Here is a 16,415-nt window from a genome sequence, read left to right as displayed (position 1 = left end):
ATGGTCGTAACCATGCATGAATGACATGAGATCTTTGTTCGACTTGTCCGATTCCGGCAGGAGCGTTTTCGCCGAAAAACGATGGCTTTGGGTCGTCATCACTGCGGCGCTATTGTTCGCTTTTTTCGTAGGTCCCGCATTTTTCGTAGGTCCCGCATGGGCCAACGACAGCGCGGAGCCTTTCATGTCAGTAACCTTTGGTCTTTCCTCTACGCGCACCCAAAAGCGCATGGAACAGAGTGGCGCCGTGGCGGCCGATTTTGTCCGCAACGGACAGCTTACGATGAAAGGAACCTTTGAATACCGTTCAGCTATATTCATTTTCAGCTTCCACGCCAAGAAGGGATTGAAACATAAGACGGCTTACATTGCGAGTTCGGGAGATACCCAATCGGACCGCGCCCTGTATGACGGCATTCGCCAAGCCTACGGTATTCGTTTTGGTGTGACAAAGGAACGAGTCGTCCCCAATCCCCGCGTCAAGGGGCGCATTATGTTGAACAGCGCTTGGAGACCTGATAAAGACACCCTCATCGCCCTTTCCTTCAATCCTGAAATTGCTAACCGTTTTCCCGGCGAATCTCCTGGAGACTATCCCATTCACCTCAGCTATAGCTATTCGAAATGGGATAAATGACATTTTAAAAAATGGAATAAATGGAATGGACAAAAGAAAGACTAGGAATAGTAATTTGTTGTTTTTTGAATTTGTATTTTTGCTACATTTATGCTATTATAAATGTAGCATGAATGAGGGAGTGATGGTTTATGCAAAGAACGCTCACCTCGATAAAAGACGAAATTGTCTCTTATAAAGGTCAGTTGGTCAAGTGCCGCACGTCGAAGGGGCGTAACAAAATAGAGGTGACGCAGGGGATTTTGTTGAATGTGTATCCGAAGTTGTTTACCATGTATGTGGAGTCCAAGGCGAGTACGGTTTCTTTCAGTTACGCTGAGATATTGACCAAGGAAGTAGAGCTTGAAATTGTTCCTTCGGTTTAACTAATACGCCCCCGGCAAAAGTCGGGGGCGTTTTTGTCGTTTTCTTTTTGTTGTTTTCTTTTTATCGTTTTCTATGAAAGGGGTTTTCAGGTGCGTTTCGTGCAGTATAGCGCGGCAAAATTGAATTTGTCTTTCCGGGTGACGAGGAGGCGAGAAGATGGTTATCATCATATCGTGTCGCTGTTCTTGCGCCTCCCTGGTGTGGAGACGCTGTCGATCTCCAAGGCCGAGAAAGGGAATGAGGAAGGGGATTCGGTGCGTGTCCAGGGCGCGGAGGTAGAGGGGGAAAACATTGTCTCCAGGGCTTTGCGTTACGCCAGGGACGCGGGATGCCGGGTTCCGTTTCTTGATGTGGAGATCGTAAAAAACCTTTACCCAGGGTCGGGCTTGGGCGCTGGTAGCGGCAACGGGGCAGCCATCTTGCGCTGGCTGGCTGGAGAAGTCGAAAAAGTCCCTGAAAAAGAGGCGACCCATCTCTGGCGAAACGTGGCGCTGAAGACGGGGGCCGACGTTCCGTTTTTGTTTTCCGGTTTACCCTTGGCATTAGTTTCGGGGGTGGGAGAGATCCTGGAGCCCTTGGACCCGATGAGACTACACGCTGTGGTCGTTTTTCCCGCTTGGAGCGTGAAGACGGGGAGCGCCTATGAACGATTGGACCACTGGTACAGGGGAGATTATCCTTTGAGCGAGACCGCGGCCCGATCCGAAGCGGAGGAGCTTTGCGCAAAGCTGCGGAATGGGGAACGTGTGGGACTTTTGCCCAACGACTTCGCGGCGGAGCTAATGGATAAATTTCCCGATTATGGTACTCTTTTCGGAGTACTCGAGAAAATCGGCGCTTACGCTTGGGGCATCACCGGCAGCGGAGGGGCGGCCTTTGCGATCTTGCGTGAATCGCCTTCTGTTTTCGCTGTGGAGTGGCCCTTGGGGACAAAACAGGTGTTGTCTTTAGACGTTTAAGATGCGGGGTCCGCCCCGCATCCCACAGGGGACTCGTCCCCTGACTCTGCTAAAAAACTACAGAAAAGAGGTTTTAAGGTTGCGTCAGTACAAATATCGATGGGGCTTGTGGTGTGTATTAGTGACATTTTTCGCCTTCTCCGCTGCTGAAGGCGCGGATATCTCGTCGTATTCGCTTTTCCAGAAGCAGGCCTGGGAGGCGCTGGACGAGTTTTACTCCTCCAGGAAACCCCCCACACCGGTGGAGCACGCTCTCATGGCCAATTCTCTGCGGATCCGCAACAAGTGGGACGAGGTGGTGACTATTCTGGAAAAACACGCGAGTTCCTTTCCCGCGGAGGTCCGGCCTTACGCCAACATGACCTTGCTGTTGGGGTACGAAAAGCAGGGGAAAAAACAGAAGGCGTGGAAGCTGACCGGCGAAATGGAGAAGAATGCCCCGGAAGAGCTTCGCTATTACATCGCTTACGCGCAGTTTCGCCTTTTGGGCGACGTAAATCCCGAAGCAACAAAACAGGCGTTGAGCAAAATGTTGGAAACAGCCGAGACCAAAGACCAAAAAATTTTGGCTCTCACCCGTCTGGTAAAACTGCCGGGGGACCAGAGCACTAACGCCCTGAAGCTCCTGGAACAGCAACCCACTAACAAAAACGCCTACGAGGTTCTGGCCGCGCGTCCGAAGCCCTGGCCTACGGCCGCCGTCTTGGCGATGGGGGAATACGCCTACCTGAAAAACGATTACAAGACCGCCATTGATCTTCTCGCGACGGTCCCGCAAAAGTCGCAGGGCTGGAGGAAGGCAACCTATTATCGCGCTTATTCCCTGGATAAGTTAAAACGTCGCGCCGACGCTTTGAATTTGTGGGGGACTCTAGCGCTTTCGGGAAACGGCTACGCCGAGAGTTCCGTTCGGCGCGTCTCCTCTATGGTGGGGAAGGGGAAGGCGAACTCCGTCGCGACGAAAGCCGTAGAGATATTGCGCCGGGTGGTCAAGGAACGCAAGGGGAAAGTCCAAGCACGGGCCATGTACTCCCTGATAACGAGCAACGGCGGTCTACTGAACGCCGCCGAGGTGAAAAAACTCGAAGACGACTTGATACGAGCCTATCCCGATTCCGTCAATACCGTCAAGCTCCTTTGGCGGAGGGGCTGGGAATCCTGGAACGCCAATAAGACGGCGGACGCCCTGAGTTATTGGAAGCGCCTTTATGCACCCGGACTGGACGCTTCTTGGCGACCCCGAGTTCTTTACTGGATCGGGGCGGCTCAGGTGTCTTTGGGGCAGACGAAAGAATCCGAAAAAACCTATTCGGACCTGCTCCGCAACTATCCCCTATCCTGTTACGCGTTTTTGGCTAAGCCTGGATCCATAAAACTGAGAGAGGGAGATCCCCCCGCTTTGGCCTCCAAACCGACGCTACTGGAGGAATGGGGCTTCGTCTATTATGCCAGGCTCAAGATGCAGCGTCTCAAAACGTCTTCCAAAGAACTGTATCGCTCCATCGCCCTTTCCGAGTGGCTAGGGGAAGAGGAAGGAGCCTATGCCCAGGCCCGGCTTTTGTCTCGTTATTTTTTCTCTTCGGGAGAGGTTTACCGTAATGGACTGGAGCGTCTTTATCCGCGGCCTTTCAGGAAGCAGGTAGAGGTGGCCTGCACGAAGTATGGCGTGGAGTCGAGTTTCGTGTGGGCCGTGATGAGACAGGAGAGTGCCTTCAAGCCCAAGGCGACCAGTTGGGCCGGAGCGTCGGGTTTGATGCAGTTGATGCCTGGGACGGCCAAGGATGAGGCGAAGCAGATCGGGCTTCAAAAATACGACATTTACGACGTCACGGACAATGTCACTATGGGAACGGCCCATTTGGCGCGTTTACGCAAATCTTTCGGCCGTCCGGAATTGATCATGGCCGCTTACAACGCTGGATCTGGAAACGCGCGAAAATGGCTAGCGAACGGAGGGGAGAACCTGGCCGCCGATTATTGGATCGAGCAGATCCGTTTCGATGAGACCTGCGATTATGTTCAGAAGGTTCTGGGCAACTTGGAGATCTATCGGCTGCTTTATGGAGGGAACACCGCAAGCGCGAATTGAAAGCGCGTAAGAAACGTTGTGGTCCGATATCCTGTCCGGGAGGTTTTGCGAACTCGGACAGGCGCTTTTGGCCATGTGGGTGAACGTGTCCGACAGCTTTGGGAAGTTTCATAATAAAACAAAAGTAAAACACAAGGAGGCCTGTATTTTGTCGCGTCTTTTGTGGGGTGGAGCGGACTGTGTGGAGTTGGCGCGCGAGTTCGGAACACCCCTTTATGTAATGGACGAGTCCCTCATTCGGACCCGTTGCGTGGAGATTCGGGAGACTTTTTTGAACAAATGGCCCAACACGGCGGCCTGTTACGCCAGCAAGGCCTTTTTGACGAAAGCCATGGCTCGTATCGTGGAGCAGGAGGGCCTGGGGCTCGATGTTGTTTCCGAGGGAGAGCTGCGGGTGGCGTTGGCGGCGAATTTTCCTTCATCTCGGGTGGAGATGCACGGCAACGCCAAGTCGGAAAAAGAGCTTCGGGGGGCACTAATCGCCGGGGTGGGGCGCATTGTCGTGGACGGAATTATGGAGCTGGAGCTTTTATCCGAGCTAGCGGCTGAAACTGGGCAATGCCCCGGTATTCTTCTCCGTGTCGCGCCAGGAGTGACCCCCCACACTCACTCCCACATCGTCACGGGCCAAGAGGGAAGCAAATTCGGCTTTCCCATCGACGGCGAACTTCTCCGTGACGCCCTCTGTTTCGCTGTGGCCTCACCGAGCTTGAGCTTTAAGGGTTTTCACTTTCATGTGGGATCTCAGATCTTTGAAAATACCTCTCACCTGGAGGCGGTGGAGCGTGTCGTAACCCTGGCCGAAAAGTTGAAGATCGACAAGGGGATCGAGGTGGAGGAACTGAATTTCGGCGGAGGTTTCGGGATCGGAACTTTACCCGATTTGGGAGACGGCGGATCCGGGCTTGGCGGTACCTCCCATGTTCCCCTACGCCTCTTCACGGACGCCATGATGGAGACTCTGGTCCGGGAGTGCCAGGTGCGTTGCCTGAAGCGCCCTTTTATCACCATCGAACCCGGCCGATGGGTAGTAGGAGAATCCGGCATCACTCTTTACTCCGTGGAGACGGTCAAACGTCTACCAAGTGTCATTTACGTTGCCGTAGACGGAGGCATGGCCGACAATCCACGACCATCGCTCTACCAGGCGAAGTATCGAGGCGCCCTGGCGAACAAGTTCGGGGACCCCGCGGTTGGGGAAGTGGCGGTCGTCGGCAAATGTTGCGAGACGGGGGACGTTTTGATCGAGTCCATCGCTTTGCCCTCCGTGGAACGCGGCGATGTTCTAGCGGTTTTCAACACGGGGGCTTATAATTTTTCGATGGCGAGCAACTATAATCGTCTTCCGCGCCCGGCGGTGGTTCTGGTGAAGGACGGCGACGCGGAGGTGATCATCGAGCGCCAAACCCACGACGACTTGCTCCGGGGCGACTACATGCCGCGGCGCGTGGGGTGAATTTTGAGGAAGAACCTGCCTTAGGTTAAAGCGAAGCGCCAGAAGTAGACAGGGCAAACGCATCAGGATCGCTAAGACACTTTTGACATACTCCCACGACTAAAGTTGTAGGATTCTAAGATCGACAAAGACAGCCGACTTAAACCGGTCTTACGTCTTTTCCTTTAATAAGAGTGAATGCCCCCGCAAGAGTGGATGCCCCCACTCTGAGAATATTTACAGCCGCCTTGATATCCCGATTGATATCCCGGTCGTGTTCCGCCCCGCATCTCGCGTTGATAAGCCATAAAAGGAGTTTAACATGAAAGTAGACATATGGCAAAAAACCAAATACCAAACAAACGCCGCCAACGGCGGCGTTGCGATTCTCATCCAACGGCTGAAGTCATTGGTTTTCTCATCGCTTTATCGTAAATTCTAGATTTGCGTTTTTTGCTTAGATATTTATACGTAAAATATAAAATTGCTTATGTCAATTACTTACATACTGACGCGTTTGCCCTGTAGAAGTACTGACGTGTTTCCCATGCAAAAGTAGAGTATAATTTTCCGCATAAGTGAGCTGGAAAAGACTAGAATTTTTTTGTGGAGGGGACAATGGAAGTGAAGAAAATTGGTGTGAAAAAGGCAATGGGCATTCTGGTGTTGTTAATGGTAACGGCGATGTTGTTGACAGGCGCGAAAGAAGCCGTGGCGTTGCCTCGCGATGGGACAGTTTCTGTCTTGGGGACGTTTAGCCTGGAACGGAATGGGGAGAAGATACCTAATGGAGGGATCATTGACCTTCAACCCAATGTACCGGTTAGTTTAGACGTAATTCCTGGGTACCTTCGTCCAATACAAGTGGCGACTTCGGGTGATCACACCTACTCATATGTCTCCGTTACTGTAGGGGTAATCGAAGGAAACCAGACTATAGGGGGCGGAACTGTCACTCTTGATTATGGGACAATAACGAGGACTCTTCAAATAAATACTCAAAATGTTGTGGATGGAGTTCTGAAGATTCAGCTCAAATCTACAGTAGTAGATGCGGATGGACCAAGAGGTGAATGGAATACCGAAGTTTTCTCTCTTCGTGTTCGAGTTCTTCCTACTATGAATATGAACTACTTTTTCATTCCCCATGGCATGAATGTGCGAGACGGTAATGGCAATGAGGTGACGAGTCTCCGCATGACGGCCGGTTCAACGAGAGAGCTTTATGTGGAAGTGGATGATTACGGCAACGATGACGACCCTAGCAACGACTATCGTGTATTCGCGGTAAATGAGTCCAAGCTGGAACGTGTGATAGAGAAAAAAAGTGGCATTGAGGTGGCCTCCGCGTTGCCTAACTTGTTGGGATTGACCCCTGTGCCTACCATGACAGTACCTCCGCGCACTATCACAATGCTCAAAGTCTCAGCCTCAAATCCGGGCGGAACCCAAAGCAGTAATTATGACCCTGTCTTTACGGAATTTGTTTATCGACTTACGTTTACTGGGAAACTGGGGAACGGGGCCACTTTGAATGGCATCTCGGTTGAAACGCCGCATGTGAGCGTCACGGTCACCGCGGACGACGACGCGGGTGGCGGCGGGACGTGCGACGTCTTGGGGTTGGGGGTTGCGGTTTTGGCGATACCGCCGCTATTCATCCGCAAAAGATCCTAAGAGAGCGACTAACCGTTTAACCCTATTAACCCTGTACGCAAAAAAGGAGGCTTCGAGCCTCCTTTTTTGCTAGATGAGATGTGGGAGATCTTTCTGACCCACGTGAAACCGCCGTGAAACCGCATAACTCTTTTTTCTCAAACAATATTTAGAGAAATCATTCTCAAAAGTCACCATCCTCTCATTCGTGACCAATGCAAATATATTTGATCGAGGCGAATCTCGATATTGCGCGTCAACAGATTAAAATGCCATCAAGCGCTTTACTGTGGACGGGGTTGGGGATGAGTACAGAAATTTTAAAGAATTATCGCGCGCCTTTCAGCGTCATATTACTTAGCTAGTCTGTGCCTATAGACCCATTGACCGAATGACTTGTCATGCATAACCTAATCCAATATTACATAATTTCAATAGCTTCAAAAGTATCACAGAATATACACAAGGCTCAATATTGTATTGGATTCGACGCGGAGCTGAATGAGAAAAACCTTTGAGCTGGCGGGAGAAGTGGCGGGAGAAGAAGAAAGAGAGGGATTTTCTTTTTATGCTTCATACGAAGAGTACAAAAAGCACGAAGAGTACAAAAAGAATGAGATTTAGGCAACGGAAGGGCATTAGCATAGTGGAATGTGTGATTCTCATGATCGTCCTGGGAATAACGCTGTGGTCTCTTTTAGCGACGGCCGTCTGGGTGACGGAGCTGCGCGTTTTCGCCAAAGAAGAGATCAACGCGCGCATCTTGGCTTCCAGTTGGTTCGAAGTGTTCGAGTCGGTCAACCCCGAACCGACGCCGCCTCTTGCTTTCAACATGGACACGGCGGCCACTTACGTTGCCCATTTTTTAGATTCCAAAATATCGGGAAACCCCATCACTGGGTTTATGATTCAGGGTTACCGAGTGCTGGCCGAAGAAGTCACCGAACTTGGCGGAGTGCGCACCGTTCGCCTGACGCTGAGGTGGAGCTCCGCATCAAAGAGAGTAACCCCCTTCGTTCTCGTAAGGAGAATTAACGCAAAATCCAGCGAGACGGTTTCGGACGATAGGGTTGGAAGATAGAAAGTTGCTTATTGTTGCTTATTGAAGGATAGAAAGTTGCTTGGAGGGTAGAAAGTTGCGACGTTCACGGGCCTTTACATTTGTCGAAATATTGATATCGTTGGTCATTATGGGGATTTTAGGAGCGGTGGTACTCACCACTTTATGGGTTTTGTTTGGGGGGTATTTTCAAAACCAAGACCGCGTCACCGCCCGAGGAGAAATAGAATATGTTTTCCAAAAAATTGGAAAGGAAATAACCAACGTCTCCTTGGGTATGCCGAACAACAGACTCCGCATAGGGACTTTCGCGGACTCGTTCAGGAGCTCGTTGCCTCAACATCATCCCGTGATGGGGCATATGGGCACGTCGGGCGCGTCTTGGGGTGGACCCGTTACCGTGGCGTCCTTCGACCCCGTCTCGGAATTGAGGAATTTCGGCAAGATGGTCACTGATCCCGTGTCCCCGGGTTCACTCATTTACGTGGGTCCCCAAGTCTATTACGCTTGGGCGGAGCTCATTGTCGGACAGGAAGGAGGTGTTCGCTTTCCCCTGAAAGTGCTGCCTCCTGAAGACGGAAACATCGATTTCGAAAAAGGCGAGGTAAAGAGGTTCCGATTCGCCTTCCCGAACAGCGCCGCCAAGGCGCAGAATTTTACGCTCAATGATGGGCGAAGCATGGGGTTGGTGGCGGCAATGTCAGATGAAGGCACAAAAGACATGCGTTCGTGGGTTACATTTCCCACACTTCGGATTCCCATGTTGGTCAGGGACATCAATGTGGTGGATAACACGATCGATCTACAATTGGCGCCCTACTGCACGAGCTCCTTGCAGGGAATTTTAGGAGGGTATGAAGAACTCTACACGGTGCAGGCTTGCCGTCTTTACGTCAATGAACGCCGCGAGCTGGTGCAGGAGATTTTCGGCGCGAATTATATGAGTTCCGCGGAGACAGCCAATACAGTCAATATCTTGACCCATAACGTGGCGGGGATGTTTTTCCGCTTTGACCAAGAAAACCGGCTTTTGACCATGTACTTGGCCATCATGGGGGAAGAAGTCGTCCCAGCGGATGTAGGGGGCGCGGCGGCGTGGCCGCCTTTCGCGTCTCCGCTGCCGCCGGAAGCGTCAAGGCGCCGTGTCGAGGCGCAAAGCATAACATGGAGGATACGAAATTGAACGTGAACGTGAACAGGAGAATCTTTTATTTACTTTATTTACCCTATTTACCTTTTTTAAAAGGAAAAAGACGGCGTGGAATGGCTCTTCCCCTGGCGTTGGTCATCGTTCTGGTGGGAAGCACGCTGATCGCGTTTGCCTTCCACGCGACGGTCCAGTTTCGCAGGAATACCGAGCGGCAACAAGAAGTCTACATGGAGCACACAAGGGTGACCGACTACGTGGAAGAGGCGAAGGGAAAGATCTCGGACTACAATGCCCACACAAACGAAGCGCTTCATGTGCCAAATATCGATAACGACGCCATAAAAATTCATACACCCCAGGATCTGCAAATTACCGGGATCCCCGGAGACGCGTCAGGAAGCCTGAGTCTGGACGTGACGCTTCCTGAAAAGCGCCAGGCTGTGACCTTGCGTGTCTACGACGTGGCCTACTCGGCGAAGAAACTAGATAGCTCTATTCCACCCGCGATACTCGCTGAGATACCGGCTCCCATGCTGGTTTTCAGAAAATCCAGCCTAGATGCCGATATACCGATGGTTAATCAGGGCAACGACGGGTCCAAAGAAGTCAGCGGAGACGCTTATTTTTTCGCCGGGGCTGGAGGATCGGGGAATACTTTTGAGGGCCAAGATAGCGAGATCACTCGAAGATTGAGTTTGAAACAATTGGGATCGTATTTGGTAAAGGTAGAACTCTTCGACGTGGACGGAGGGGGAAGAAGGAGAAAACATCTTGTGGAGGAAGCTTTTTTTCAAATTTCCAGCCCCGACAGTTGAAAAATAAAAAAACAGGAGTTAGATATAATAAATTGTTTGCACGATTTTAAATTTTTATTCGTATTTGGAGGCCAAGGATGAACAAGCGTATAGTGATTTTTATGTTTATCGTATTGACTTTTTGCGCGGTGAACGCGGCTGTGGAAGCCGCGGCCCCCCCCTTGCCGCGCTTTTTTATGAAAACCACGGACTACCCCATGGACGACAGTTACGCGGTGGGTATCGACCCCAACGTCCTGTTCTTACTGGACACGGGCTCTCCCATGACCATGACGCCCAAGGGACGTTTGCCCATGGTCGACGTCATCTGGGACCCTCACGAACGGGCCAAGCTTCTGGAGCAGAACACCTATGGCACTGGAATGCGGCCTCTCGTTATCACAAACACCGACGGGAATGTTATATCAGAAATGACAAGTGTGAATTATTACGTCTTCGGCAGGGATCTTGATATTACCAATAACATTATCGGAAATCCCTTTTGCTATTACTCTCCTTACCCCAACAAACCCTATTATTTGACCTTTAAAGATCCAGACGCTGCCAACTGGAACGGAATAGGTAACATTCCTGGGCCGACCTCCGCCGTGACCAACTATTTGCCGGGAAGAGTGTATGGGGGAGAGCCCGTGCCGAAACTCTTGGCGGATAAGTACCTGGTGCCTAACGATAGCCGTATGTACCAAATGAAACTGGTGTTGTGGCGTTTGTTGAGCGATGAAAACAGGGCTTTACTATCCCGCATGAAACTTGCCATGGCCAATAGCTATCAGGAATTTAATTATCCCTATACAGGTTATTTGGCTGATTTTTACAAATCTTTTCCTTTTGGAGCTGGGCTTTACGATAACGTGGTGAGCGGAGACCCCAACGCAAATCCCGTAAAACGAGCGAATAACATTTCCTTCGACTACGGAACCGGTCCAGACTGGTCAACGGGGCTTTCAGGCAGTACTGGTTACACAGACAGTTCTCGTGCCATGGCCGGGGTAGACAGGGAATATTATGGCATGTCCAAGACGTCCAATGAGTGGATCGCGGCGAACAGATCCGTTTTGAGACTGCCTTTCGACTATCTCTACAGGTCCGACGAGAGCGGTTTTCACTCGACGCCCAACTTGGCGGAGTTCCGGCGCTACATCAACGGTATACATGGAGGGGATGAAACGAACTTTCTGGAGCCAGAGCTCATCGCCGACGGTAAAACGCCTCTTTCCACCTCCATCTACGGGCGAGACTATCATCTGAACGGCAATACCATACAACACGCCGGCGCAAATGGCTATAGTTACGATGCCATTTATTTTGAAAAGGGAACTGGATTGAAAAAACAGTATTACAATGGCACACAGGCTTATCTCCAGTTTCAGGATTATCGGATCGACGACAAAACCAGTGGGCAAACCCTGCGGGCAGGGCTAGGAGTCGGAAGCGTGGTCGATTTCTTTTCCCCGCGCGCGGACAACCTGCCGTTTGTGGACGGAGGAACCGGCGATACCCGAGGTTATTTTCCCGTCATCGGTTCGTGCCAGAGCAACTGGCTGGTCGTCTTCACGGCAGGTAACGACAGCGATCCCGACACTCTTAAGGCCCATGAAGCCGTCAAAAAACTTTACGACAACACGAAAACTATGAGAGGCCGCAAGTGGAACAAAACGACGGGAAAATGGGAATCCGCGAATTTCACCATGGACAGCGGAGTGCGCACCCTGGTGGTAGGCTTTGTGGACCCAGAGGCTAATGACGAAGTTTCCGTGAACCTGCGGACCGACCTGACATCGATGGCAAACTACGGTAACCCCTATCCCGACGGATCCCCCAATCTCGCTTCCACGCCTTATTTCGCCAACGACGTCACCAGCTTGATCTCAAATTTGAAATCGGTGTTGATGCGTATCAATGCCGATAGATTTGCGTCCAGCGCTCCGGTGATCTTTCCCCAGGGGACCGGTAACGCCGTTTACTCACCGTCTTACAAGGTCAATGCCTACGATCAGTGGGACGCTTGGTTCTCTAAGTATAGACTGGTCGATGACGACCACCTAGAGGAGGTATGGGAACTCAACGAGAAGCTATTGTCCGGAGCGGATGCCCGGCGTGTTTTTACGACCAACGAAACTAATGATAATCTAACGGCTGTGGATCTTATCGAAAACATCGATGTAGCCACGAAAGCGGGCATTCCCGCGTCCGACGTCTCTCGATTCACAAAATGGCTCCATTCTTACAAAAAATTGGATCAAATGTCATCTAATAGCGTTTTGGGGGATATGGAGCATTCGGGGTTCATGATGGTAGGCGACACCGCCCCCTATACGAATCTTCCTTTCAGACCATCCCGGGTCTACCTCCAGACCAACCGCGGAGTCCTTCATTCGGTCAACGACGAAACCGGCAAAGAAGAATGGGCATTCATCCCTCCCAACATTTTTCAGAGTCGCTTGAAATCTCTCAAGTTCGAGACTCTTACCGGGCAGTGGATCGAGGGAGATGGGATAACGCACAATAACTCCATAGCGGGTGTTTTGCTGGACGGCGGGATGAGCGCGCGGGACGTGCGCGACGATTCGGAGAGCTATAGAACGGTTCTCATCGGCAATATGGGATGGGGAGGCAACGGCTTTTACGCTATGGACGTCACGACACCCTCAGACTCCCCCAAGTTTTTGTGGGCCATAGACAACGCCCGTTACGGAGATGGGGAAGAGGCGGATCTCTTGATCAACGGAGTCAGGCGTTGGGGAAACCTGGCGACAATGTTGCTGCCCAACGTGAAATGGGATTACAGCAACTTGGGGCTTACCATCGTGAATCCCGTCATCGTCTCCGTAGACCAAAAAGACGCGGGTAGGCGAGGAGACGTGGGCCTACTGCCTGGAGGATTGGGATATCGATTGGGGATGGACGATCATGGAAAAGTGCTTTACGCTTTCGATCCCCTTTCGGGCACGATCATCAAGCCTATAGGGGAGTATACCGGCGATTTTGTGGATCCGACCGTCGGTCAGCGCGACTTGGGAATGATGATCTCACCGATTATTTATGTCGTGTCTGACGATCAGACGACGAAAAGTTTTTACACGGCGGATAGTCAGGGCAATGTGCTTTATTGCGATACGAGTCTCCCCGTGCAGGATTGGAAGCTCGAAAGCATTTTTCAGTTGCTCAGTTCTGGAGCGTCGGGAAACAAACCCATCGCCATCCCCAAAGCCCTCGTGTACGCCAAGGGCAGGGGAGAGATCGAAGATGAGATGATTTTTGGCGGCACATCCGACCTGATGGTGCCAGATTTCAGCGAAGCAAGAAAGTTGGAAAACCCGGAGCAATATATCTGGGGTCATGATTTAACACGCGCTTCCGGCAACGTAACGACCGCCGACTTTTATTCATTGCCTTATATGCAGGACAACCCTCCCATTGGAGGAACGAACTATGGGGTCGAGCCGAATGTTTTTGTCGGAGCAAACCCGCTGGATCCTGACTATAAAGGCTGGGCGCTAAAACTGCGTCCTCCTACGCTGGAAACGAAGGCCGAATACGTCACGACCGCGCCTTATCTTTATTACGGCGTGCTTTATGTGTCCACGTTCGTGCCCAAACCTATTCCCAAGGACCAGGCTGATCTGACTCTATGTCCTGAGCTTGGGGATGGGAAGCTGTACGCGTTCGAACCTTTTACGGGAAGCGGGATGTGGCCGGGGCACCTTCAGGCGTTGGTACTCAAAGACATCAAAGTTGCCGGCATGTCATCTTATAATGGAAAACTTTATCTTGGAGTAAAGCCATTAAAAGCGGGGGCTCTCGAAAACCTTCCTGCCCTACTGAAAGGCAAACAGTTAGCGCCGAACCTCATGCAGATGCCATCTCTCAATCAGCCGGATGTTATCACGCTGACAGTCTCTCCAGATATTCCCTATATTCAATATTGGAAGGAGACGTATTGATGAAAAAATTAGCCGCCGTAATGATATACGCCCTTCTCTTGGCCGCGTTTCTTCTTTTTCCCTCAGTGACCCAGGCAAAAATGGAAATCGTGATCTTGGAGGCGACGGGCGTCTTTGAGTCAATCGACACAACCCTCACCCCCAACGAGATCACTTTACGGATCGGTGAAGAGGACGCGGCGGGGCCATTGCATTCCCGTTGCCAGTTTTTTGACCAAAGAGGACGGCAACTCGATCAGGAAACCTTCGTGAAAAATTATCTCAAACGCGTCATTACCGTTGGAATTATCGAAGACACAGGGGAGGTCATTTCATGCCGGCCAGGTTCTTGAAAAACGTTTTAGGGATCATTGCCGTTTATGCCACGATTGTCAGTGTGGACATATCGCCGGAGGCGACGAAGATGTTGCTAGACAGGGGTAACGAAGCGAAAGACGTATGGATTGCCAACGTTTTTTACTCGTGTGGACAAGGCAACGCCTTCGCAATGGTGAGAAACGGAATACCAGAGGGGCCAGAAAACTACGATGTGGTCGAAACTGGCGAGCTTCGCGTTCATGTACCGAAGGATATGTCCTTCCTCGACGATCTTCCAAAGATTGTGGTGTTTCCTCGGAGAACGGGGAATCGTGATGTGGGGGTTTCCAATACAGTGGACTGACGCGATGACAAATACCATGCACCCTTTGGCAACCGAAGACATAAAAAAGCTGCTGTTGAGGTTCGCGACCCCCAGCATCATCGCTATGTTGGTAGGGGCGCTTTACAACATCGTCGATCAGATTTTTATCGGATGGAAGGTGGGGATGCTTGGCAACGCGGCCACAAATGTAGCCTTCCCCATCGTCACGATTTGTATCTCCGTATCCGCGCTTTTGGGTATAGGCGGCGCCTCGAACTTCAACCTCGAACTCGGCAGGGGCAACCGAGACAAGGCGGCACGCTTCGCGGCAAACGCAGCTGTTTTCGCTGTGCTCACAGGGACGGCGCTGTGTCTGGCGGTACGCCTGACTCTCGTCCCCTTGCTTCTCAAGCTCGGAGCAACGAAAGACGTTTTGCCCTATGCCATATCCTACACGGGCATCACATCGTGGGGAATCCCGTTTATGGTGATGACCACCTGCGGGAGTCATTTGATACGGGCGGACGGCAGTCCCCGGTATTCCATGGTCTGCAACTTGACCGGGGCGCTGCTCAACACAATTCTCGATCCCCTCTTTATTTTTACCTTCGACATGGGCATCGCCGGAGCCGCGTGGGCCACCTCCATATCTCAATTCATGGGCTGGCTCTTAGTGGCGCGGTATTTTCTGCGTTACAAAAGCGTGTGCCTAACGCGAGCCGACTTTCGTCCTCGTCTGTCTGTTTTGCGCTCAATCGCCGCCCTGGGCGCCGCCATCAGCTTCAATCAGTTGTCGATGATGATCGTGCAAATCGCCTTAAACAACACCTTGACCCACTACGGCGCCCTGTCCGTTTACGGTAGCAACGCCCCCTTGGCCGCGGCCGGGGTGATCACGAAGGTCAACATGATCTTTATCTCGGTGCTTGTCGGACTGGCTCAAGGAGGGCAGCCGATTATCGGCTTCAACTACGGTGCCGGAAACTTCGCTCGGGTGCGGCAGACGTTTCGCCTCATCGCCAACCTCGCTTTATTCTTATCTCTGACCGCCTTCGTCGTTTTTCAGTTTTTTCCGCGGGAAATCATCAGCCTCTTCGGCAAAGGAACAGAGGAGTATTACCGTTTTGTCGAGCGGTACTTCAGAATCTACCTTTTCATGACGTTCGCCATTGGAATACAACCGATCACGTCGAGTTTCCTGACATCAATCGGCAAGGCGACAAAAGGGCTCTTCATTTCTCTGACAAGACAAATTCTGTTTTTACTGCCCATGATCATCCTATTCCCCATGCGATGGGGAATAGACGGCGTTATGTATGCCGGTCCCATAGCAGACCTGGCTGCCATCGTCGTATCAGTGCTTTTGATCTTCAATGAGATGCGAGCCGTCAAAAAACTCGAATCCCAATCCTTATCCCATGTTTCGTAAAACCCCATCCTTTAGGGTGAAGATATTAGGACGGAGATATAAGGAACATCCGCCATGGATTCGATACTTGATTTTCTATACTTGATTTTCTATGCCATATAGCACAATATAACGATAAAATTTCATAAAAATCCTCCGCGAAAAGAGAGAGACTATATGAAAAATATAAAAAATATGAAAAACATGAAAAAAAGCAGTATTGGACGCGGAGACTGTGGGAATCCACGAAGCCCATATTCGAGAAGCCCACATT

The 16,415-nt window shown here is 51.3% G+C and carries 13 protein-coding genes; all 13 read left to right on the top strand.

Annotated features, from left to right (window positions below; all coding sequences use genetic code 11):
- Nucleotides 1–16: 16 nt before the first annotated feature.
- The 13 genes from LBJ36_08785 (at nucleotide 17) to LBJ36_08725 (ending at nucleotide 16,162) form a co-directional block, all read left to right on the top strand.
- Nucleotides 17–637, top strand: coding sequence for a hypothetical protein (locus LBJ36_08785; protein ID MDR1379132.1), 621 nt, complete (start codon nucleotides 17–19; stop codon nucleotides 635–637).
- Between the two features lie 131 nt (nucleotides 638–768).
- The gene (locus LBJ36_08780) at nucleotides 769–1,002 is read left to right on the top strand and encodes a Veg family protein (protein MDR1379131.1); all 234 of its coding nucleotides are present in this window, start codon (nucleotides 769–771) and stop codon (nucleotides 1,000–1,002) included.
- A gap of 90 nt (nucleotides 1,003–1,092) precedes the next feature.
- Nucleotides 1,093–1,962, top strand: a complete 870-nt coding sequence (locus LBJ36_08775) for a 4-diphosphocytidyl-2C-methyl-D-erythritol kinase (GenBank protein MDR1379130.1) — start codon at nucleotides 1,093–1,095, stop codon at nucleotides 1,960–1,962.
- A gap of 79 nt (nucleotides 1,963–2,041) precedes the next feature.
- Nucleotides 2,042–4,051, top strand: a complete 2,010-nt coding sequence (locus tag LBJ36_08770; GenBank protein MDR1379129.1) for a lytic transglycosylase domain-containing protein — start codon at nucleotides 2,042–2,044, stop codon at nucleotides 4,049–4,051.
- A 148-nt stretch (nucleotides 4,052–4,199) separates the two neighbouring features.
- A complete protein-coding gene (lysA, locus tag LBJ36_08765) occupies nucleotides 4,200–5,507 on the top strand; it encodes a diaminopimelate decarboxylase (GenBank protein ID MDR1379128.1) in 1,308 nt (435 codons plus the stop codon).
- Nucleotides 5,508–6,110: 603 nt separating this feature from the next.
- Complete coding sequence (locus tag LBJ36_08760) at nucleotides 6,111–7,163, top strand: hypothetical protein (GenBank protein ID MDR1379127.1); 1,053 nt, start codon at nucleotides 6,111–6,113, stop codon at nucleotides 7,161–7,163.
- 625 nt (nucleotides 7,164–7,788) lie between these two features.
- The gene (locus LBJ36_08755; protein ID MDR1379126.1) at nucleotides 7,789–8,223 is read left to right on the top strand and encodes a hypothetical protein; all 435 of its coding nucleotides are present in this window, start codon (nucleotides 7,789–7,791) and stop codon (nucleotides 8,221–8,223) included.
- A gap of 55 nt (nucleotides 8,224–8,278) precedes the next feature.
- On the top strand, nucleotides 8,279–9,385 hold the full coding sequence (locus LBJ36_08750; protein ID MDR1379125.1) for a type II secretion system GspH family protein: 1,107 nt from the start codon (nucleotides 8,279–8,281) through the stop codon (nucleotides 9,383–9,385).
- Complete coding sequence (locus LBJ36_08745) at nucleotides 9,382–10,167, top strand: hypothetical protein (protein MDR1379124.1); 786 nt, start codon at nucleotides 9,382–9,384, stop codon at nucleotides 10,165–10,167. Before LBJ36_08750 ends, LBJ36_08745 begins: the two co-directional genes overlap by 4 nt.
- Nucleotides 10,168–10,244: 77 nt before the next feature.
- Nucleotides 10,245–14,111: a hypothetical protein gene (locus LBJ36_08740; protein ID MDR1379123.1), complete on the top strand. Its 3,867-nt coding sequence runs from the start codon at nucleotides 10,245–10,247 to the stop codon at nucleotides 14,109–14,111.
- Nucleotides 14,111–14,443, top strand: coding sequence for a hypothetical protein (locus LBJ36_08735; GenBank protein ID MDR1379122.1), 333 nt, complete (start codon nucleotides 14,111–14,113; stop codon nucleotides 14,441–14,443). Before LBJ36_08740 ends, LBJ36_08735 begins: the two co-directional genes overlap by 1 nt.
- Entirely contained in the window at nucleotides 14,425–14,772 is a 348-nt protein-coding gene (locus tag LBJ36_08730) for a hypothetical protein (protein ID MDR1379121.1), read from the top strand. The genes LBJ36_08735 and LBJ36_08730 overlap by 19 nt, the downstream gene beginning before the upstream one ends.
- A 4-nt stretch (nucleotides 14,773–14,776) precedes the next feature.
- Nucleotides 14,777–16,162, top strand: a complete 1,386-nt coding sequence (locus LBJ36_08725) for an MATE family efflux transporter (GenBank protein ID MDR1379120.1) — start codon at nucleotides 14,777–14,779, stop codon at nucleotides 16,160–16,162.
- The last annotated feature ends 253 nt before the right edge of the window (nucleotides 16,163–16,415 follow it).

Source organism: Synergistaceae bacterium, assembly GCA_031267575.1.
GTDB lineage: Bacteria > Synergistota > Synergistia > Synergistales > Aminobacteriaceae > JAIRYN01.
This window is presented reverse-complemented; position numbering and strand designations above follow the sequence as displayed.

Coding starts and splice junctions, on each gene's coding strand:
- LBJ36_08740 (MDR1379123.1), top strand. CDS start 10,245: ATGAACAAGCGTATAGTGATTTTTATGTTTATCGTATTGACTTTTTGC.
- LBJ36_08730 (MDR1379121.1), top strand. CDS start 14,425: ATGCCGGCCAGGTTCTTGAAAAACGTTTTAGGGATCATTGCCGTTTAT.
- LBJ36_08780 (MDR1379131.1), top strand. CDS start 769: ATGCAAAGAACGCTCACCTCGATAAAAGACGAAATTGTCTCTTATAAA.
- LBJ36_08785 (MDR1379132.1), top strand. CDS start 17: ATGAATGACATGAGATCTTTGTTCGACTTGTCCGATTCCGGCAGGAGC.
- LBJ36_08735 (MDR1379122.1), top strand. CDS start 14,111: ATGAAAAAATTAGCCGCCGTAATGATATACGCCCTTCTCTTGGCCGCG.
- LBJ36_08725 (MDR1379120.1), top strand. CDS start 14,777: ATGACAAATACCATGCACCCTTTGGCAACCGAAGACATAAAAAAGCTG.